Annotated in this window: 17 protein-coding genes; 10 read left to right on the forward strand and 7 right to left on the reverse strand. The window is 42.2% G+C overall.

All coding sequences use genetic code 11. The annotated features are described in order from the left end of the window. The first annotated feature begins 94 nt into the window (after positions 1-94). From V7K27_RS08850 to V7K27_RS08860, 3 genes are all read left to right on the forward strand, one after another. Positions 95-475 (forward strand): response regulator transcription factor, encoded by a 381-nt coding sequence (locus tag V7K27_RS08850; RefSeq protein WP_334946289.1) that lies wholly within the window; start codon positions 95-97, stop codon positions 473-475. Positions 476-810: 335 nt separating this feature from the next. Further along, a complete protein-coding gene (locus V7K27_RS08855; protein WP_334946291.1) occupies positions 811-3,747 on the forward strand; it encodes a response regulator in 2,937 nt (978 codons plus the stop codon). A 57-nt stretch (positions 3,748-3,804) separates the two neighbouring features. Continuing rightward, positions 3,805-4,182, forward strand: a complete 378-nt coding sequence (locus V7K27_RS08860; protein WP_196510275.1) for a response regulator transcription factor — start codon at positions 3,805-3,807, stop codon at positions 4,180-4,182. A gap of 375 nt (positions 4,183-4,557) precedes the next feature. Here V7K27_RS08860 and V7K27_RS08865 read toward each other — a convergent pair whose 3' ends face one another. Both V7K27_RS08865 and V7K27_RS08870 read right to left on the reverse strand, forming a co-directional pair. Further along, positions 4,558-5,115 (reverse strand): pentapeptide repeat-containing protein, encoded by a 558-nt coding sequence (locus V7K27_RS08865; RefSeq protein WP_334946293.1) that lies wholly within the window; start codon positions 5,113-5,115, stop codon positions 4,558-4,560. 195 nt (positions 5,116-5,310) lie between these two features. Further along, positions 5,311-5,916 carry a flavin reductase family protein gene (locus V7K27_RS08870; RefSeq protein WP_292823138.1) on the reverse strand — a complete coding sequence of 202 codons (606 nt, stop codon included), beginning with the start codon at positions 5,914-5,916 and terminating at the stop codon, positions 5,311-5,313. A 1,659-nt stretch (positions 5,917-7,575) separates the two neighbouring features. Here V7K27_RS08870 and V7K27_RS08875 point away from each other — a divergent pair. From V7K27_RS08875 to V7K27_RS08895, 5 genes are all read left to right on the forward strand, one after another. Next, positions 7,576-8,670 (forward strand): phosphotransacetylase family protein, encoded by a 1,095-nt coding sequence (locus V7K27_RS08875; RefSeq protein ID WP_334946295.1) that lies wholly within the window; start codon positions 7,576-7,578, stop codon positions 8,668-8,670. Between the two features lie 85 nt (positions 8,671-8,755). After that, on the forward strand, positions 8,756-9,658 hold the full coding sequence (locus tag V7K27_RS08880) for a helix-turn-helix transcriptional regulator (RefSeq protein WP_334946297.1): 903 nt from the start codon (positions 8,756-8,758) through the stop codon (positions 9,656-9,658). Between the two features lie 81 nt (positions 9,659-9,739). After that, positions 9,740-10,243 (forward strand): DNA recombination-mediator protein A, encoded by a 504-nt coding sequence (locus V7K27_RS08885; protein WP_334946332.1) that lies wholly within the window; start codon positions 9,740-9,742, stop codon positions 10,241-10,243. Between the two features lie 80 nt (positions 10,244-10,323). Then, entirely contained in the window at positions 10,324-10,722 is a 399-nt protein-coding gene (locus tag V7K27_RS08890) for an MAPEG family protein (protein WP_334946299.1), read from the forward strand. Positions 10,723-10,863: 141 nt separating this feature from the next. Beyond that, on the forward strand, positions 10,864-11,355 hold the full coding sequence (locus V7K27_RS08895) for a YajQ family cyclic di-GMP-binding protein (protein ID WP_334946301.1): 492 nt from the start codon (positions 10,864-10,866) through the stop codon (positions 11,353-11,355). A 587-nt stretch (positions 11,356-11,942) separates the two neighbouring features. Here V7K27_RS08895 and V7K27_RS08900 read toward each other — a convergent pair. Both V7K27_RS08900 and V7K27_RS08905 read right to left on the reverse strand, forming a co-directional pair. Beyond that, complete coding sequence (locus V7K27_RS08900) at positions 11,943-12,500, reverse strand: glutathione S-transferase family protein (RefSeq protein ID WP_334946303.1); 558 nt, start codon at positions 12,498-12,500, stop codon at positions 11,943-11,945. Between the two features lie 8 nt (positions 12,501-12,508). After that, positions 12,509-12,973: a hypothetical protein gene (locus V7K27_RS08905; RefSeq protein ID WP_334946305.1), complete on the reverse strand. Its 465-nt coding sequence runs from the start codon at positions 12,971-12,973 to the stop codon at positions 12,509-12,511. 539 nt (positions 12,974-13,512) lie between these two features. On the opposite strand from V7K27_RS08905, the gene V7K27_RS08910 reads away from it, so the two are divergent. Beyond that, positions 13,513-14,238, forward strand: coding sequence for a tetratricopeptide repeat protein (locus V7K27_RS08910; protein WP_334946307.1), 726 nt, complete (start codon positions 13,513-13,515; stop codon positions 14,236-14,238). A gap of 183 nt (positions 14,239-14,421) precedes the next feature. Here V7K27_RS08910 and V7K27_RS08915 read toward each other — a convergent pair whose 3' ends face one another. Together V7K27_RS08915 and psaM are read right to left on the reverse strand one after the other, a co-directional pair. Next, entirely contained in the window at positions 14,422-14,832 is a 411-nt protein-coding gene (locus V7K27_RS08915) for a hypothetical protein (RefSeq protein ID WP_334946309.1), read from the reverse strand. Between the two features lie 342 nt (positions 14,833-15,174). Beyond that, positions 15,175-15,264 (reverse strand): photosystem I reaction center subunit XII, encoded by a 90-nt coding sequence (gene psaM / locus V7K27_RS08920; RefSeq protein WP_040630342.1) that lies wholly within the window; start codon positions 15,262-15,264, stop codon positions 15,175-15,177. A gap of 188 nt (positions 15,265-15,452) precedes the next feature. Between psaM and V7K27_RS08925 the strand changes: the two genes are divergently transcribed. Beyond that, on the forward strand, positions 15,453-16,715 hold the full coding sequence (locus V7K27_RS08925) for an FGGY-family carbohydrate kinase (protein ID WP_334946311.1): 1,263 nt from the start codon (positions 15,453-15,455) through the stop codon (positions 16,713-16,715). A 178-nt stretch (positions 16,716-16,893) separates the two neighbouring features. Here the strand turns inward: V7K27_RS08925 and V7K27_RS08930 are convergent, their stop codons facing one another. Further along, positions 16,894-18,183: a 5-methylcytosine restriction system specificity protein McrC gene (locus V7K27_RS08930; protein ID WP_334946313.1), complete on the reverse strand. Its 1,290-nt coding sequence runs from the start codon at positions 18,181-18,183 to the stop codon at positions 16,894-16,896. Positions 18,184-18,477: the final 294 nt, after the last annotated feature.

Genomic DNA, 18,477 nt, shown 5'->3' on the forward strand with positions numbered 1-18,477 from the left:
CCCACTCCCCACTCCCCACTCCCCACTCCCCACTCCCCACTCCCCACTCCCCACTCCCCACTCCCCACTCCCCACTCCCCACTCCCCACTCCCTATGACCCAGAAAATTCTGATTGTTGACGATGAACCGAACATCTTGATTTTGATGGAACAAGCCCTAGAAGCATTAGAAGACGAGGGTGTTGAACTTCTAACTGCTAGAAATGGAGAAGAAGCTCTTGAAACTATTAAAACTGAGAAACCAAATCTAGTTTTTCTCGATGTGATGATGCCTAAAATGAATGGTCTGCAAGTCTGTCACATTGTTAAACACGACCTGCAAATGACTGATATCTACATTGTGATCTTGACAGCTAAGGGACAGGAATTTGATAAACAAAAAGGAATTGAGGTTGGTGCAGATTTATATCTAACGAAACCATTTCGCCCCAAAGAAGTACTTCAAAAATCAATGCAGGTGCTAGGTTTTAACTAATTCGTAATCAATGAACAGAAATATTGGCGCCAGTCGTCAGAATTCAGTTGGGTATTCTGAACGAATAATCGGGTTTAAGACGCCTACAAAACTAGAATTTTTGGTGGTGCAACAATTCAGTCGTGGGTCCCAATCCCCGACTGATTGATTCTGACGCCAAGCCGTAGAGCGTCTCCGGCTCCGCTCCTGAATTCTGAATTCTTCTTCAATGATGTTAGGACTTACGCACGAGTTACGGAATAACGAACCGCAGAGGCACAGAGAAATCAGAGTTTGAGAGATATTTTGCGTAAGTCCTAGATGTTTAGAACAATGAGACAAATGAATCATAATTTATGCTAAAAAACCCTGAATTACTGAAAATAGGTCATGAAGGAATCCTTAAACAATTCCTGATTACTTTTTTACCACTGTCCGTCCTGGTTGGGAGCGTGCTGCTGATCATTCACCAGGCAGAGAGTAAAGCTGAACGGGGGGCAATTTCCATCAACGAAACCCGGAACGTTGACCTGCAAGCCAAAATAGCTGCTAATGACTTTAATTTAATTAAGTCTGACTTGATGTTTTTGGCTACCCAAAACGAGCTACAGTCCATGCTCAACGGACCTGTGGATGCAACTAAAACACTGGAGTTGAGACAGGCGATCGCTAAAGAGTATTTTTCCATATCTCAGCAGAAACAACTCTATGACCAGATTCGCTTTCTTGACACAACTGGTAAAGAAATTGTCAGAGTCAACTTTAATAAAGGTCAGCCCAGCGTTGTCCCTGACGAAAAACTGCAAGTCCAAGCAAAGCGTTACTGGTTTAAGGACACCTTGCCCTTGCAATCAGGCGAGGTGTTTATATCGCCACTGGATCTAAATATTGAGCGGGGCAAGATTGAACAACCGCTTAAACCAATGATCCGTTTTGGCACTCCTGTATTTGATTCCCAAGGGCAAAAACGCGGCATCGTTGTGCTGAACTATCTAGGTGAGAAATTTATCCAGAATCTGCAAAAAGAAAACTCGACAACTTTAGGCGAAATGCTGCTACTTAATGCTGATGGTTACTGGCTTAAGGGAGCAAAACCAGAGAATGAGTGGGGCTTTATGTACGAAGACCGCAAAGACCAAACCTTTGCAAAAGCCTTCCCGAAAGTCTGGCAGCAGATGGCCACAACCGAGTCGGGACAGTTTCAAACGGCTGAGGGATTATTCACCTTCAAAACCCTGTATCCGCTATTGGAAGTTCAAAAAGCTCAATCCAGTACGGGGGCGACCCGTGCCTTCGATTCCAGTCAAGGGAAGGTGGATGCCAAGTCTTACCGTTGGAAAATTTTAACTCATGTTCCCCCTGCGATCTTAAATGCGCGATCGCAAAGTTCTTTTAAGCGACTCCTGCTGTTTTATGTGGTGATGACTGGCTTGATTGGGGTGGGTTCCTGGCTATTAGCCTTATCCCGCTTACGACGACAACAAGCAGACACAGAACTGCAAGCAACATTCGCTGATCTGACTGCAATTATTGACAATCTAGCAGATGGGTTATTGGTAACTAACACCATTGGCCAAATCACCCGCTTTAACCCGGCGCTACTCAAAATGTTCCACCTTGGCGACATTGACCTCAAAGGAAAAGACAGCGGAGAAATTTCTCAAGCTGAAATTGCTGATTTGGTAAAGCAGACCCACAAACAATCCCGAGAGATATTCACGGCTGAGATATATCTAGCAAAAAGCCGGGTTGGTCAAGCTTTAGCAACCAACATCTTCAAAGAAGCCTCTAAGGATGAGGCGGCGAGGTGGCTAGGTTCAGTGATCCTGATTCGGGATATTACGGCTGAGAAAGAGATCGATCAGATGAAAACCGATTTCATCTCTACAGTTTCCCACGAGTTGCGGACGCCACTAACTTCTGTCCTCGGTTTTGCGTCGATCATTCAAGAAAAGCTGCAAACCGATGTCTTCCCACTACTTTCTACCGAAGATCGTAAGCTTCAGAAAACCATTAAGCGGGTGGGTGACAATCTCAATATTATTGTGTCGGAAGCAGAACGGCTGACGTATTTGATTAACGATGTCTTAGATATTGCCAAGATGGAAGCAGGTAAGGTGGAATGGCAGATGCAGCCCCTCGATCCTGGCGAATTACTCAATTTAGCAAGCAATTCCACCGCCGGGTTGTTTCAAACCAATGGCTTAGAGTTGGTGTGCGAGATTGAACCTGGACTGCCTCAAATAGTAGGCGATCGCAACCGTCTGCTGCAAGTTTTAATCAATCTGATTTCCAATGCCGTTAAGTTTAGCGAATCCGGTTCTGTCATCTGCCGCGTCAAACGACAAAACAACGGTGTTTGCATCAGCGTCATCGACACAGGCGTTGGTATTTCACCTGAAGACCAGCCGAAAGTGTTCGAGAAATTCCGGCAAGTTGGCGACACCCTCACCGACAAACCCAAAGGCACAGGGTTAGGACTGCCCATCTGTAAACAAATCGTCGATCATCACGGCGGTAGAATCTGGGTTGAGAGTGAACCAGGCAACGGCAGTACATTCTCGTTCATCATTCCCATCTCTGAGAGCGATCAAAAAACTACTGCTAATCTGAATCTGGATGCGCTAGTCAAACAACTCAAAGAACACGTTATCACCACAAACACTGTGCTGAACCAAAATCACAAAACGATTTTGGTTGTAGATGATGACGCTAACATTCGAGAATTGCTCCGTCAACAACTGGAAAACCAAGGCTACAACGTTTGGGAAGCGAAAGACGGTGTAGATGCGATTCATCAAATCAAAATAGCCCGTCCCGATCTGATTCTCTTGGACGTAATGATGCCCCAAATCAACGGCTTCGACGTGGCAGCCGTCCTTAAAAATGATCCCCACACCGCAGACATTCCGATCATTATTCTGTCAATTATTGAAAACAGAGAACGGGGCTACCAAATTGGCATTGATCGCTATCTCACCAAGCCCATTAACACAGAGAAACTTCTCCACGAAGTTGGCTCATTGCTTTACCAGGGCACTTCTAGTAAAAAGGTATTGGTTGTAGATAAAAATGCATCCACTTTAAAAACCATATCGGATGTACTGCAAGCTCGGGGATACAGCGTGATTGAAGCCTCCGATCCCCAAGAATGCATCAATAAAGCTCGGTCAGCCAAACCTGACATGATCATCATCGATTCTATCTTCTCTGAAGAAGCCGATCTGGTGAAAGCCCTACGGTTTGAGAAGGAGTTAGAAAATGTCTTTTTTATTATGCTATCGGATAAGTAATTGCTACTACTAAGGAATTCCCACTCCCCACTCCCCACTCCCCACTCCCCAATTCCTATGACCCAGAAAATTCTGATTGTTGACGATGAACCGAACATCTTGATTTTGATGGAACAAGCCCTAGAAGCATTAGAAGACGAGGGTGTTGAACTTCTAACTGCTAGAAATGGAGAAGAAGCTCTTGAAACTATTAAAACTGAGAAACCAAATCTAGTTTTTCTCGATGTGATGATGCCTAAAATGAATGGTCTGCAAGTCTGTCACATTGTTAAACACGACCTGCAAATGACTGATATCTACATTGTGATCTTGACAGCTAAAGGGCAGGAATTTGATAAACAAAAAGGAATTGAGGTTGGTGCAGATTTATATCTAACTAAACCATTCCGCCCCAAAGAAGTGCTTGAAAAGTCAAAGCAGGTATTGGGCTTTTGAGGAAAGTTCTGAATGCTTTTCATTTGCGATCGCAGTACTTGGTAGTGCTAATTTATCCGCAATGGGCGTAGCTTGTTCTGATATAGCAGGGAACAGGGAATAGGGAACAGGGAACAGGGTTGAAAGTCTCTTGGTGTCAGTGTTTTCTGATTAGCTGATGTCCTAAGCTACCTGGCAACTGCTATACTACGCTATTTCGACTTTCAATTATCAGGTTCTTTTAGATGGAATTAAATACTTTTTAAAAGTACTAAAAGCTGCTGCGATCGCATCTACTTTTGGTACGCTATTCCGAAGCTATCCGCACCTTTGATAAGTGAGAAAACTATTGAGACGAACATTAACCAAGAGTTTTCAACAGAGAACACTTATTCTTCATTCACAAATTTGGCGACTACGAACAACACTACCATCTGGGCTAGTAGTAGTGGTGTATATAATAGCTCCGCTGATGTTGGCATTTTTAACACCAGTCAAATTAGCATCAGTGATGTTAGCACTGTTGAGAGAAGCTCCGCTCAAATCAGCGTCGGTGAGATTAGCACCAACCAAATCGGCAACATTCAAACCCACATTACTGAGATTGGCTCCACTCAGGTTGGCTCCACTCAAAACGGCGGTGAACATTTCGGAACCACTAAAATTAACACCAACCAAGTTAGCGTCGTTGAAAATACACTCAGTCAAATCGGAACCACTCAAGTTAGCGTAACTCAAGTCGGCACATTCAAAAATAGTACACATTACCATACTCCTACTCAAATTAGCCCTACTGAGGTTAGCATTAGTAAAGTCAATATTACTCAAGTCGGAGTCACTACTCAGGTCGATCCCACTGAGATTAGCACCAGTCAAATCGCTGAGGCTCAAATCAACTGCCCTAAAGTCTCTCTCTCCAGCAGCATACCTTTCCAGCAATTCTTCAACATCCATAACTTACCTCTTGCATCAACTAACACATATAAAGATACAGCGTATTTCAGGTAAATGAAGTACACGGTTAGGGGCACAACATCTTGTGCCCCTACGATTATCTGTACCTCACTAAGTTGCAATCTGCTGTAACTCACTCTCTTTGACCCTACCAACTCTTTTGTCGCTTTCCTAACCCCAAGTTCCCATTACTTTTTAAGTCGGGCGAATAATCTCATACAAATCCTGGGTGCGGGTATACCAGTTACCCGACAGGCGACCGATCGCGTGCAACTTTGCGACATCAATTGTGTTTTGTGGTGTCAGTAAATCGTCTCGAATATGCCACAGCACCGCCTCAGCAATAATTAATCCCGATTGGCTACCTTCATTCCCTATATAAACGACTTGCTTCAGCACACACTCAATATTAATCGGTGATTCCGCAACTCGTGGCGGACGCACTCGTTTTGAGGGAGCAGGAGTTAGTCCCGCTACTTGAAATTCGTCCACATCTGGCGGAAAGTCGCCACTAGTGGCGTTCATCTGTTCCCCCAATTCTTCAACAACTATGTTGACCACTAGTTCACCCGACTGCTCTACATTGAATAAAGTATCTTTTTTAACACCACGTTTCAGACCTGTGGAGATGGCTAGAGTCGGTGGATTAGCTGTCACGCCCATAAAAAAACTGAAAGGTGCGACATTGGGCGTACCATCGCTGGCGATCGTTGACACCCAAGCGATCGGTCGGGGAACCACTGAACCGACAAGTAATTGATAGGTATTTCGTGGATCGTTCTGGGAGGGATCGATAATCATTGAGATTTTCCTCACTAAACACTACAGTTTTTCAAAACTCGATCTTGCCGAAGAGAAGCTTTCCACCTTAATTGTGCATAATTTTCATTACTGCTCTTGCTTTTTCTAGCTATCTGTGAGATGTTCCTACTCAGTTACAATACTATGGTTTCTTGACCAGAGTACAGTAGTATTAATCGGTTGATTAATTAACCCAAATGCTCACGCACTAAATCCCAATCAAATGTTAAAAGTCCCTAGTACAAGGGTAAAGCTTTAAGTTTTTTAATTCCTATCCTACGTTCATAAACGGTTAAGGGGAAAAGGAAAAACCTTTCAGCCTTACCCTTTCCCCAAACCAAATTTAAATTTGAAAATGCTTAACCGAGAAGTATTGAGGTTGGAGCGATCATCTACTGCGATCGCAGCTCCTTTTGTCAGCTATTTAGTTGACTGACGTTGGGTCTTTTTTGCAATCAATACAACTCTAAAATTTCTAATTTTGGTGAGAGTGGAAAGCCAAATTTTTCATGATAATGAGGAAACTTGAGTAAGAATAGGCATAAAGGTTTATTTCGATAAAAAGCTTTTAGCTTAAACGTGCGAACTTCAAAACCTTCCTTCTGTGCTTCTTGTGATTCAGAAAAGCTTCCAGGAAAAATTTCATCAAAATGGATTTCAAATTTCCTTGCAGTTTCCAAAAAAGGCTTGCCAATTAATCTAGCACTATTGTCATAGGCAGGGTTAGGTATTACTCTCCTATACTGGCTTTCGTCGAATCCAGCCCGGAAAATAAATTCAAAAAATCCGCTAAATATCTTGAGGTTTTCACTTGTATTAAAATCTTGCCAGCCTTGAAATAAACTATCTTGAAGCTCTTGAAAAAGATTACTTATAAATTGATTTTACACAGAATTAATTTCAGCAGTAGTTATTTTCATTTGTACCTTTTTTGAATGGTGAACTATTAACAAAAAAATCGCTTAAATTCCAGGTTTTGAAAGTAAATAAATCAAAACGCTCTTGCAATCTCAAACAAAAAGATTCGAGGGCATTTAGCCAAACGAAAATATAGGATTTTTAAATCCCTCTACTCCAGCACATCATAGTAATGAAGTACCATAAACAGATTTAAACTTTGCGGATGATGCAATCCTCAAAGCTCACTAAATTTTATTTAGAACCTGTAAAATTTATGAAATTATAAGCCGAAATACTTATGTGTTTATACTGTCATAAAAGAATAATAGAAGTCAACAAGATTAGTCATAAATTCAAAAATTACTCAGTATTACTATTGACAAGTTTATATTTGCTTAAAATTCATATCCATAAAAGCAATTTTTGCGTTCAAAATACGGACAATACAGATAGCTGCGTAGCAGAAGTCAGTAAAAACGGACTCAAACTCACTCAATTGAGTCCGTTTGAACGGACTTAGGCTCCATAGCAACGAAGCTGTTAGTTTGGTATTTGTTGGTAATGACAAATCTTGAAGAGTAGGCATACAGGTTAGCAGAGCCGACACAAGGAAAGAAAACCTCTCCCCCGCCCCTGCTTATTCAAAAGGTAATTCTGGGAAACCTTAATTTGTGAGAGCGAGAGGCTTTTGCCAGAAGGAACTAGAATTAGGAAACACCTAGCTGGATTCTTCTGACTTTTGAAATTAGGAGTGCGTGTGTGCCAAAATCCCCTAAATATTTGCTGGTTGGATCAACCGAGACTTACAGCGGTAAATCTGCAACTGTTCTGGGTTTGTCTGATCAGCTACAGCAAAAAGGACTGGATATTACCTACGGTAAACCCCTCGGTACGTGTTTGAATTCGTCTAGTGGAACCGTAATTGAAGAAGATGTCCAGTTCATTGCTCTTAGCCTCAAATTGCCGGAAAACCGCGTTGCACCGACAATGCTGGCTTTGGATGAACTAAATGTGCAAAAGCGCTTACTGGGGGAAGACAAAACCGATTATCAGCAGTCCCTAATACAGCAATATTTACAAAAGTCTCAAGGAGATTTGGTGTTACTGGAGGGTCCTGGTGATTTGTCCGAGGGCAATTTGTTTGACTTGTCTTTGCTGCAAATGGCTGAAGTGTTGGATGCTGCTGTGCTGTTAGTAGCCCGCTATAAATCGTTGCTTTCGGTTGAGGGGCTATTGGCTGCGAAAGGGCGTGTAGGCGATCGCTTGATTGGAGTTGTGATCAATGATATCCCTGTCACTCAACTAGAAGCCGTTGACACTCTCTTGCGCCCATTTTTGGAACAGCAGGGGATTCCAGTGCTAGCAATGTTGCCAAATAGCGATTTGCTCCGCAGCGTCAGTGTTGGCGAACTAGTCAAGCAGTTAAAGGCTGATGTTCTCTGTCGCAACGATCGCCTAGATTTGTTGGTTGAGAGTTTAGCAATTGGAGCGATGAATGTCAACTCAGCCGTGAAATATTTCCGCAAACGCCGGAATATGGCAGTGGTGACAGGAGGCGATCGGGTAGAAATTCAGCAAGCGGCTTTGGAAACTTCTACCCAATGTTTAATTCTCACCGGGCAACTACCCCCGCCGCCGTTCATTCTCAGTCGCGCTGAAGAACTAGAAATCCCTATTTTATCTGTTGACTTAGACACCCTGACCACTGTAGAAATTGTTAACCGCACTTTCGGGCAAGTCCGCCTCCACGAGCCGATTAAGGTTCAGTGCATTCGCCAGTTGATGTCTGAGCATTTTGACATTGAGCGCCTGTTATCTAAACTGGGTTTAACCCCCGCAGGGGCATTGTCTTAGATTCATGAGTGTAATAACTCGTGTAATCAAGCAAGATACATCATGATGTAGTGATGGCTATGGAAGTCACTGGAACTAGGAGAAAATGGATTTAACGGCAATTGATCCCCTGAAACTACCCTCGCTTCCATTGGAGAAAAAAGCTGATCTCCCTGACTGTCCAGCCATCTATTTTGCGATTTCTGGTTCTGGGGAAATCCTCTACATAGGCAGGACTGCTGATCTTGGACGTCGTTGGATATCACATCATAGATTTAAAGAACTCATTGATTTGGGAAATGTGAAGTTAGCTTGGCTACAATGCGTAGATCCTTCCATTCTGAAAACTCTTGAGGCCAAGTTGATTTATGCACTCAAGCCAAAGCTCAACGAACAACTGCCATCAAGCAATACACTTTTTTCTTATCTTCACAAAGCCAACCAAAGTACAAGCCCGACAAAAACACAGGGTAGCAAATTAGCGCACGCAATATTAGCTGCTCTGGTTGACGCCCCTTGTAGTGGGTATGATTTAGCAAAACGATTCGATGGCTCTGTAGGCTTTTTCTGGTCAGCAAGTCACCAGCAGATTTATCGAGAGTTGTCAAAGCTAGAAGATCAAGGATGGATCAGTGCCGAGTCGATTGTCCAAACAGGACGCCCAGATAAAAGGCTCTACACCGTTACAGACTTGGGAGAACAGCAGCTCAAAGAGTGGATTGCTCAACCTTGTGAACCCACACCGATTAAAGATGATTTGCTTGTGAAAATTTTTGCTGGCCATATTGGTTCTAACCAAATGATCTTGGCAGAGCTTGAGCGTCACCAAAAAGCCCACTTAAAAAAATTAACTACATACAAGGATTTAGAACAAGAATGCTTTCAGAATCCGCAAGAACTCCCAGAATCAGCAAAATTTCAGTATTTGACTCTTCTGAATGGCATTACTTATGAAACACATTGGCTGGCTTGGTGTGACCAAGTGATCCAAACAATCGAAAAATTGTAGCAATGTCTAACTCAGGTTTGCCTCGCACCTACACGCTGTTTGGTAAAATATGTGGGTCGTTTAATCGGATTATCTCCATCTTTGACCCAATCAACAGACCTTATTAGCCTTGATACATTAGCGCAAGAACTGGCAACAATCCAGCAAACGGGTTCTAAAAGAATTGCCTTGCTGGGTTCTCGTCACGTCCCGATTACGCATCAGAATCTTATTGAAATGATGACATATGCCCTAGTTTTATCGGGTAATCGAATCATTACTTCTGGTGCTATAGGTACAAATTCAGCTGCCATCCGGGGAGCAACGCGGGCTGATCCGAATTTGTTAACAGTGATTCTACCCCAAAGCCTGGAACGCCAGCCCTTGGAATCGCGCCAGCAACTAGAACAGGTAATGCATTTAGTGGAAAATACCAATAATGATAATCTGTCCCTTGCTGAAGCTAGTTACCTGTGCAACAAGGAAATTGTCTCTCGTTGCCAGCAACTGATTTGCTTTGCGTTTCACGACAGTGGGACTTTGTTACAAACTTGTCAAGATGCGGAAGAACAAAGAAAAGTAGTGACTCTCTTCTACTTTGATTAGTCATTTGTCATTTGTCATTTGTCCTTTGTATTTGACTAATGACTGATGACTGATGACTAATAACCAATTACCAATAAGTAATGATAATTTTTTTGTACTCGATCGCTGCTGCTGCCGTTCTAATTTATGTGCCATTTTTGCTGGTAGCTTATGCCCGTATGCGTATGGGGTATGAAACATTTTCTACTCCTCGCGCTATGTTTGATAAATTGCCACCTTATGCCCAACGCGCGACTTGGGCACATCAGAACACCTTTGAAGCGTTTATGATATTTGCCGCAGCCGCATTGATGGCATATGTAACTGGTGTAAATTCTTCTATAGCACAAGTAGCTGCGATCGCCTTTGTAATAGCTCGTTTGCTATACTCAATTTTTTATATTTTGAATATACCCCTTTTGCGATCGCTGATGTTTGGCATTGGCACCGTTAGCTCTGCCACTCTCATCTTCTTGAGCATCATCCGAGCTACAAGTTAATTGGGGAAGGTGGGGTCCCCTCTGGGGATAAGGGGTAATGGGGACTAATACCCAATCCCCAATCTAAAATCGTTCGACTGAGCGCAGCCGTTCGCGTAGCCTTCCGCAGGAAAGTCCAAAATCTAAAATCCAAAATGTATTATGGCTTCTACTTTTTCCTTTGACATCGTGAGCGACTTTGACCGACAAGAGTTGGTTAACGCTGTCGATCAAGTTATACGAGACATCAAAGGTCGTTATGACCTCAAAGACACTCAAACTACTGTCGAGTTAGTCGAAGAAAGCATTAACGTTAGTACTGACAGCGAGTTTACCTTAGATTCTGTACACGACATCCTGCGGGAAAAAGCCGCCAAGCGTAACCTCTCCCAGAAAATCTTTGATTTAGGCAAAGTTGAATCAGCCAGTGGTAATCGCGTGCGTCAAGAAATCAAACTTAAAAAAGGCATCAGTCAGGAAATCGCCAAACAAATTTCCAAATTGATTCGTGACGAATTCAAAAAGGTACAAGCCTCAATTCAAGGGGATGCTGTGCGGGTTTCTGCCAAATCTAAAGATGACTTACAAGTTGTCATGCAGCGACTCAAACAAGAAGACTACCCCGTAGCTTTGCAATTTACAAACTATCGTTAACAAATTTGTAATTCGTAGTTATAGCGTTTACCAATCACATGAGGTAGATCATAGCCCCTCTCGAAGAGCCTATGGTAAGTAGGTAGGCGTAATTAAACATAAGATCAAACCTGACCCTCAATCCCTCTCCTTATTAAGGAGAGGGAAGCCGGAGGTAGGGTGAAGTTTTACAGCAGAATTCAGAATTCAGGGGTCAGAATTCAGAAGTAAAACAGCTTTTACAGCAGGGTTTGAGACTTTGGTTGTGTACCTCACTTTCGTTGAAATGCGCTGTATATTTAATTTCACCCACAAGTTCATCGAATTACCCAAAACAAAAACCTCAAAGAGTCCTGACGGACATCCCTCTCCTTACTAAGGAGAGGGACAGGTTTTGCTTAGCATAACCAGGGTGAGGTTTCTTTGGGCTATTCGAGAAACCGTAAATTGCGTCTAGAGAGACTTGTGTATACACCGTAGCTCGAAGAGCGGGGAGGGGGTTGGGGGTGAGGTTCTTGTATCTCACAAGGGTCGAGAACCGCTATAAGAATTTAATTACGACTTCCGACTTCCGACTTCCGACTTCCGACTTCCGACTTCCGACTTCTTTAAGTTATTCCGCCAATACTTTTTTGAAATGCCGGACGCTCAGATAACTGCTTCATATAGTTCAACACGGCTGGGTAGGAACTAAGGTCTAGCTTCAGGATCATGGGAATGTAATTCAGAATAGACCCCACTGCCACATCAGCAACAGTGAACTCATTGCCAAGTAAAAAAGGTTGCCTACTGAAAATTTCATTTAACGGAGTCAACAAGCGGGGCATTTCGCGCTCCCGATTCTTCTCTTCAAAAATCCCTGGAGCAAGGGTAGAATTGGCAAACAACACCCATTGGGAAAATACACCACGTTCCTCTGGTGAAAGTGGGCTTTTACTATACTTATCGGCAAGATATAGCAAAATTGCCCCAGATTCCCAAAGTATAAAATCCCCATCAACAATCGCTGGAACTTTACCAAATGGGTTAATTGCCAAATATTCCGGCTGGAGATGTTCACCCGCCTGCATATCGAGCTTGACGAATTCGTAAGGAACTTTTATTTCCTCTAAATACCAGTGAACAATTGAGGCTCGACTACGAACGCCGCCGTAAAGTTTTAGCATAATTACCTTTAAAGAACTTTGTGAGTGTGAGAATGCTGTTTCACGTTGTCTTCTTTGGTAACAACTCTAGCGGCATTTAATACCCGCTTGCGCTCAATGGAATATTTAAAATCAGTGTAGTTTGTACCTAAGGGAATCAGGGATTTTGCAGATTGACGACGCTTGTAGGTACGAGCTGCTGCAAATGCGCGTGGCACAAATTCGTCTCCAAACTGAGCCGACTCTGGGAAGCCATCTGGCATCAGTTGTGAATCGCCATCCAGCACAGATCCCAAAGTTGTTGCATGAGCCAGCTTATAGGAGGTAGGAATGCCCTTTAACAGCGCTTCCAAAGCCGCAGAGGGAATCGGTTCTATAACTTCGATTTGATAAACTTCTCCATCTTCTTTGACGAAGCAGGTTGCCAAGCCGATAACAATGTAATCATCGGTTGCTAAATCAGGGGCATTGGGATAGGAAATTGCGGTTGTCATCGGAAAATTTCTCAAAAGTTAAAAATTAAATCTAGAGATTGGGGCATGGGGCAATTCAATTTTGGATTTTGGTGAAGCAGCGCGGGAACAGGGGGTTTCCCCCATGAGTGACTGCACCAAGCCGTCCCTTGCGCGTCTCCCCTTGGGAGAAGGGATTGACGATTTTGGATTAAATTTTAATTCTAAAATCTAAAATCTAAAATTCTTACTCCCTCATCTCCCTTGTCCCCTTTCTCATCTGGCTTGTTGGCATTCTACCAATTTGTCACTCTCACTACTTGACTAAATCTTTGAGATTGACTCTGCTATTTCTGGAATTCACCCTGGGGATGAAGTATTCATGATTAGGTTTGAGGAGCAATTGTTTATTTAGGGCATAGATTGGGCATAGATTTCTACCGGTGCGACTAGGTTAAGTTCTCTCTTAAGATGGCTTTCATGTAACCCTAAATACCTTAAAAATAGAGGCAGTGGTAAAACCACTAGCGAGAAAAAACTAGAATTCGATTTCACAAAGCAGGTATTTAAGGCAGGGAAAGATGAATATTCACTCATTTTTAGCTGACGATGACCAGCAAAGCAAGCAATATAACTATGTATTAAATAATACAAATAAAGCCCAAGAACATCGGAAAAACGATCGCAGCGAATCTACTTTAGGGGATAGCTACTTACGCTCTTTTGCTTTGAAGTCGGCTCAACAAGGAGATTATACTGAAGCGATCGCACTTTTAACCCAACTAATTTCCCGCCATCCCCACAATGCTGTTGATTACAACAACCGAGGGCTGATTTATTTCCAAAGTGGTGAAGTGCAAAAAGCGTTTTGTGACTATAACACCGCCCTGAAACTTAATCCGAATTTGGCTAGTGCTTATAATAACCGGGCAAATTACTACGCTGCTTGTGGAGAATTAGCAACAGCACTTGCAGACTACGATCAAGCGATTGATTTCAATCCTTGCCATATCCGGGCGTGGATTAATCGAGGCATTACCTGCCGTGACTTGGGGCAATATGAAGAGGCAATTGAGGATTTTGAGATCGCACTGATTTTCGGTCAACTAGAAAGTCATATCTGGGCTGAACGCGGCAGGACTTACTATCTTTGGGGTGACTGGAATTGTGCGATCGCTGATTATCGTCGCGCCCTCACTCAATTGCCCTCTCTCGACAACAGTAAGGATAATACTGGTTATCGCTTGCGTTTACAACTCGAAAATTGGCTAAACGAGCTGCTATCTGATCAGCGTCCTAGTTGGTAGATTCTTGATTTTGAATTGGAGCGAAGCGACGCTGTATCATTAATAACTAATAGATGATAACTACATAGCTATTCAAGAATTAGCTATTAACCATTATTTATTAGCAATAATATAAATTAACACCCGGTTTATACGTAGCCAAAATCACAAGAAACCTAAATAATCCCAAATTCGCTATTTGTCTTAGGGTGATGACTCTGTTTGTTCATCTTCTCGGCGGTCTTGATTCATCAACACCACCCGACGCTGGCTGGGATCAAATCGGTATCCTTGTTGTTGCATAATAGTTTTAGTTTGCTGAGGATCGAAGTTACGGCTAAATTCCGTCTGTAAAGCATTGACATGTCCTTCCATCAGCTTGACGTCAGTACTAATTTCTCGCAACTTTTCTTGCTGTAACCACTGATAAGACAAAAGTTGTGCAAAGGCAGATGCTGCAACGGCTGTAATCACAAGATTAACCGCTATTTTGGCCGTGCTTTCCAGTGCCATCACCTGGTAAGAACGTTGACGAAGATGCCGCTTTGGTCGAGAAATGACCCGACGTTTTTGTATAGGTTGTAACGGTGGTCTGGAGGGTTGAATCGCGTTCATGATGCTAAAATTTAACCTCGCTTAGTGAAGGGAAGCACTATCAAGAGTGCTGAGTTCCGAGTGCTGTTAGCGGATAGCTAAGGTTTAGCCCCTGCTGAGTGAAGATTCTCCAGCACTCAGCACTCGGAACTGAATTAGCACTCAGCACTCCTAAATGCTTGATTTAGCTGTCATATTACTCCATTTTGTTGAAATAGCTACAAGTGTTGTATTAGTTAAAAAATAACCTGGCTTACGCAAGTGCAAGATTTCTAACTACTTATGACATAAAGCCACAAGGTCTGGAAATTGCACCCCGTACTGCCAGGATTATTAGCTTTTTAACTGTGTCACATCGCAGCGTTATTTGTAAAGTTCTGTGGCTAATCGCCAAGCTAGAACTCCTGGGATCAGCGCCACAACTAGAGCGATGTAGACTTGAGTATCTGAGATGGAAGATATCTGAGCGATGTACAGAGTATCTAAGATAGGCATGGCTGAAAACCTCCTAACCTGAATAGATTTTGAACAGTTCGTTTACTACTTTTCCTTGTTTTGCCAAGATTGGGGAATATCTTGTTACAAGATGCAACAAAAGCAGTTATTAATCAGTAGTGATTATTATAAAAATTCATAAAAATATGGATTTATATCTGGGTATCGACTTCGGCACATCTGGCGCACGCGGCGTGGTGATTGACGAGGAAACTTCTTCTATCCGGGCACAGGTGCGATATCCCTTTCAGGACTCACCAGCCCCTGTTATGCCCAAAATTTGGCAGGAGGCTTTATTTGTGCTGGTGGAACAAATACCTGAAGAATTGCGGCGAGAAATTAAAGCGATCGCAATTAATGGTACTTCTTCCACAGTCTTGCTAGTCGATGCTGCTGGCAATCCAACAGATGCACCATTGCTGTACAACGATGCGCGGGGATCATTGATGCTAGAGCATTTGAGGAGTATAGCACCACCTAATCATACCGTGTTGAGTGCCACCTCCAGCCTAGCCAAACTTTTGTGGATGAGACAATTACCTACTTTTAATCAAGCTAGATATTTCCTACATCAAGCAGATTGGCTGGCGTTTCTTCTACATGGTCAGTTGGGTATTAGCGATTACCATAATGCTTTAAAGCTGGGTTATGACGTGGAAGAGTTGAAATACCCAGAATGGTTAGAAAAGTTGCAAATACCGATTCAGCTACCCAAAGTTTTACCTCCTGGGACTCCGATTGCCCAATTGCGTCCTGAAATTGCAGAGAAGTTTCATTTCCGCCGTGATTGTCTCTTATGTGCTGGTACAACTGATAGTATTGCTGCTTTTCTCGCCAGTGGAGCAAAATTACCTGGTGAAGCCGTGACTTCCCTTGGTTCAACGTTGGTACTAAAGTTGTTAAGTCGTACCCGTGTAGAAGATGCCAGATATGGAATTTACAGCCATCGTCTGGGTGATTTGTGGCTGACTGGTGGTGCTTCTAATACTGGGGGTGCTGTACTGAAGCAATTTTTCACAAATGCTGAGTTAGAAAGCCTTAGCCGTGAGATTGATGCATCAATTGCCAGCAAGTTAGATTATTATCCGTTGTTGAAGGTAGGCGATCGCTTTCCGATTAATGATCCCAATTTACCCCCACGATTGTCACCACGCCCAGATCATCCAGTGGAATTTCTGCATGGGTTGTTAGAAAGTATTGCCCGCATAGAAGCGCGAGGGTATGAATTATTACAACAAATGGGCGCAGATAAGTTGACCCGTGTTTATACTGCTGGCGGTGGCGCGGCGAATGACACTTGGACTGCGATTAGGGCGCGTCATTTGCAGATTCCTGTAGTCGCGTCAGTGTATACGGAAGCTGCTTATGGGACGGCGCTGTTGGCGATGGGGTATGGAAAAAAGGGATGAATAAGAGTAATTGTCTAACTATCTTTTCGTAGATATCTTGAAAATCAGTATGTATCCCAGTGACAATCGATATATCTCGGCCGATATTGGGATGATTAGATACCGGTTCATCATTCTGGGCAGCTATTCGGGGGTGGGTGCTTCGCAGCAAGCGAATGTCATCTATCCCCTTTATTAATTATTGGTATGAGTTCTGAGGAAATTCGGAGAAAAGGAAAAGGTTTTTTAAGAAGGTTTGACCTGCGCGATCAAGATTATCATCTAGGGAAAAGGTGAGGCTACGGACTTGGATTTGATCACTTTTAATATCTAGTGGCTGTGGCAAGTCTTTGGGGTATATCAAAAAGGCTTGCTTGCATTTTGTTGTGTTGGCGTAGCTGATCATTTGATGAATATCTGTATATCCTCCCCGTTCAGGGGCTTTATACTTTGTATCCAAAACTGCTATTGTTTTGCCAGTAGCAGCATCACACAGTAATATATCTATATTGAAGTGCCGATTCTGACTAATTTCTATCGGATGTTGCTGTTTGAAAAAATAGCCTTGTGGGGTGTTTTTCTTGAGCCATTCTGCAACAAAAAGTTCATACAAATGTGCCATATCGACGAGAAAAGGTAGAGTTTTATAATTTCCCCTCTCATGACTGGGACTAATATTTTCTAAAAAGAATAGACATAAATTGTGTAATAGTTGATAGTCGGGATTGAGGCGATTGTACTGTATTGCAATACAATCTTTTGCGCTACAAGGTTGCAGCGTGACTAATCCTTGTAGAGCGTGATAAGCTTTTCGTACTGTTGGTGATACTCTTTCTGAACATAGGTCTAAGCTATATTTAGGTTTACTAGAATGTATATATTGACTAACAGCAGGTATTGGCTCCTTAGATACTGCTTGTAAAAAGAAGGGAAGATAATGTTGAAACCATTTTTTAAATTTATTAACTAGTTCTTCTTTGGAGAAAGTTAATATTTCTTTTTCAGTAAAATCACAGCTATCATTAGATTGAGATTTAAAATCAAACGCATTAACATCTTCAGCAATTATATTTGCTATCATTACAGGATTTATTTCTACAATCCTTCTGGCTAAAAATGTACCTGCAAAATCTATAAACTTTATTTTAATATCTGTACTTGATAATTGTATATATAATAATGAAAATATATCTAAATACATACGTAACCTGAATTCAGGAGGAGATCCTAACATATTACTGTCTACCTCAATTAATAATCTAGCTGGTGTTATTATATAAAAATTCATGGCAGCGATTTCATCTGGTATTTGTTGATATATCAATTCGCAAAAATTAGCAAAAGGCTCCTTTACTGTGTTTAGCAAATCTTTAAATTCTTGAAGAGTATAAATATTATTATCCTTATTCTTATGCATATTCTTGTATTGTTTAATTACTTCAAAGGGATTACAAGAAAAAATTGGTTTTAAATTTTGATTATTATCCATAAAAATCTAAATATTAAAAATAAAAATTTTTACCACTTTATCTCACTAGTCATTTCATCGTACTGAGTTTAATAAATAAAATGCTAGCGTACAAACACGTAAAGATATGATATATGGTTGCTTAGTAGTTAAAGGCGGGCAAGATGCCCACCCTACAAGATTGAATAATTTATTTGTTAGAAGTCCTTTACTGTAGATACAGCTTTTACTGGGTGTATTAAGGCGATCGCAATAAACTTTCACTGGCAGAAGAACGCCAAATTGTGGGTTGAAAGTAACCGGATACTGGCAAAA

The sequence above is a fragment of the Nostoc sp. genome (assembly GCF_036919575.1).
In the GTDB taxonomy this organism is placed as follows: Bacteria; Cyanobacteriota; Cyanobacteriia; order Cyanobacteriales; family Nostocaceae; genus Nostoc.

Excerpts from the sequence above, each read along its gene's own strand:
- V7K27_RS08895 (WP_334946301.1), top strand. The coding sequence starts at position 10,864 with ATGGCTTCTACTTTTTCCTTTGACATCGTGAGCGACTTTGACCGACAA.
- V7K27_RS08915 (WP_334946309.1), bottom strand. The coding sequence starts at position 14,832 with ATGAACGCGATTCAACCCTCCAGACCACCGTTACAACCTATACAAAAA.
- V7K27_RS08870 (WP_292823138.1), bottom strand. The coding sequence starts at position 5,916 with ATGATTATCGATCCCTCCCAGAACGATCCACGAAATACCTATCAATTA.
- V7K27_RS08905 (WP_334946305.1), bottom strand. The coding sequence starts at position 12,973 with ATGACAACCGCAATTTCCTATCCCAATGCCCCTGATTTAGCAACCGAT.
- V7K27_RS08850 (WP_334946289.1), top strand. The coding sequence starts at position 95 with ATGACCCAGAAAATTCTGATTGTTGACGATGAACCGAACATCTTGATT.
- V7K27_RS08930 (WP_334946313.1), bottom strand. The coding sequence starts at position 18,183 with ATGGATAATAATCAAAATTTAAAACCAATTTTTTCTTGTAATCCCTTT.
- V7K27_RS08900 (WP_334946303.1), bottom strand. The coding sequence starts at position 12,500 with ATGCTAAAACTTTACGGCGGCGTTCGTAGTCGAGCCTCAATTGTTCAC.
- V7K27_RS08855 (WP_334946291.1), top strand. The coding sequence starts at position 811 with ATGCTAAAAAACCCTGAATTACTGAAAATAGGTCATGAAGGAATCCTT.
- V7K27_RS08865 (WP_334946293.1), bottom strand. The coding sequence starts at position 5,115 with ATGGATGTTGAAGAATTGCTGGAAAGGTATGCTGCTGGAGAGAGAGAC.
- V7K27_RS08890 (WP_334946299.1), top strand. The coding sequence starts at position 10,324 with ATGATAATTTTTTTGTACTCGATCGCTGCTGCTGCCGTTCTAATTTAT.
- V7K27_RS08860 (WP_196510275.1), top strand. The coding sequence starts at position 3,805 with ATGACCCAGAAAATTCTGATTGTTGACGATGAACCGAACATCTTGATT.
- V7K27_RS08880 (WP_334946297.1), top strand. The coding sequence starts at position 8,756 with ATGGATTTAACGGCAATTGATCCCCTGAAACTACCCTCGCTTCCATTG.
- V7K27_RS08910 (WP_334946307.1), top strand. The coding sequence starts at position 13,513 with ATGAATATTCACTCATTTTTAGCTGACGATGACCAGCAAAGCAAGCAA.
- V7K27_RS08925 (WP_334946311.1), top strand. The coding sequence starts at position 15,453 with ATGGATTTATATCTGGGTATCGACTTCGGCACATCTGGCGCACGCGGC.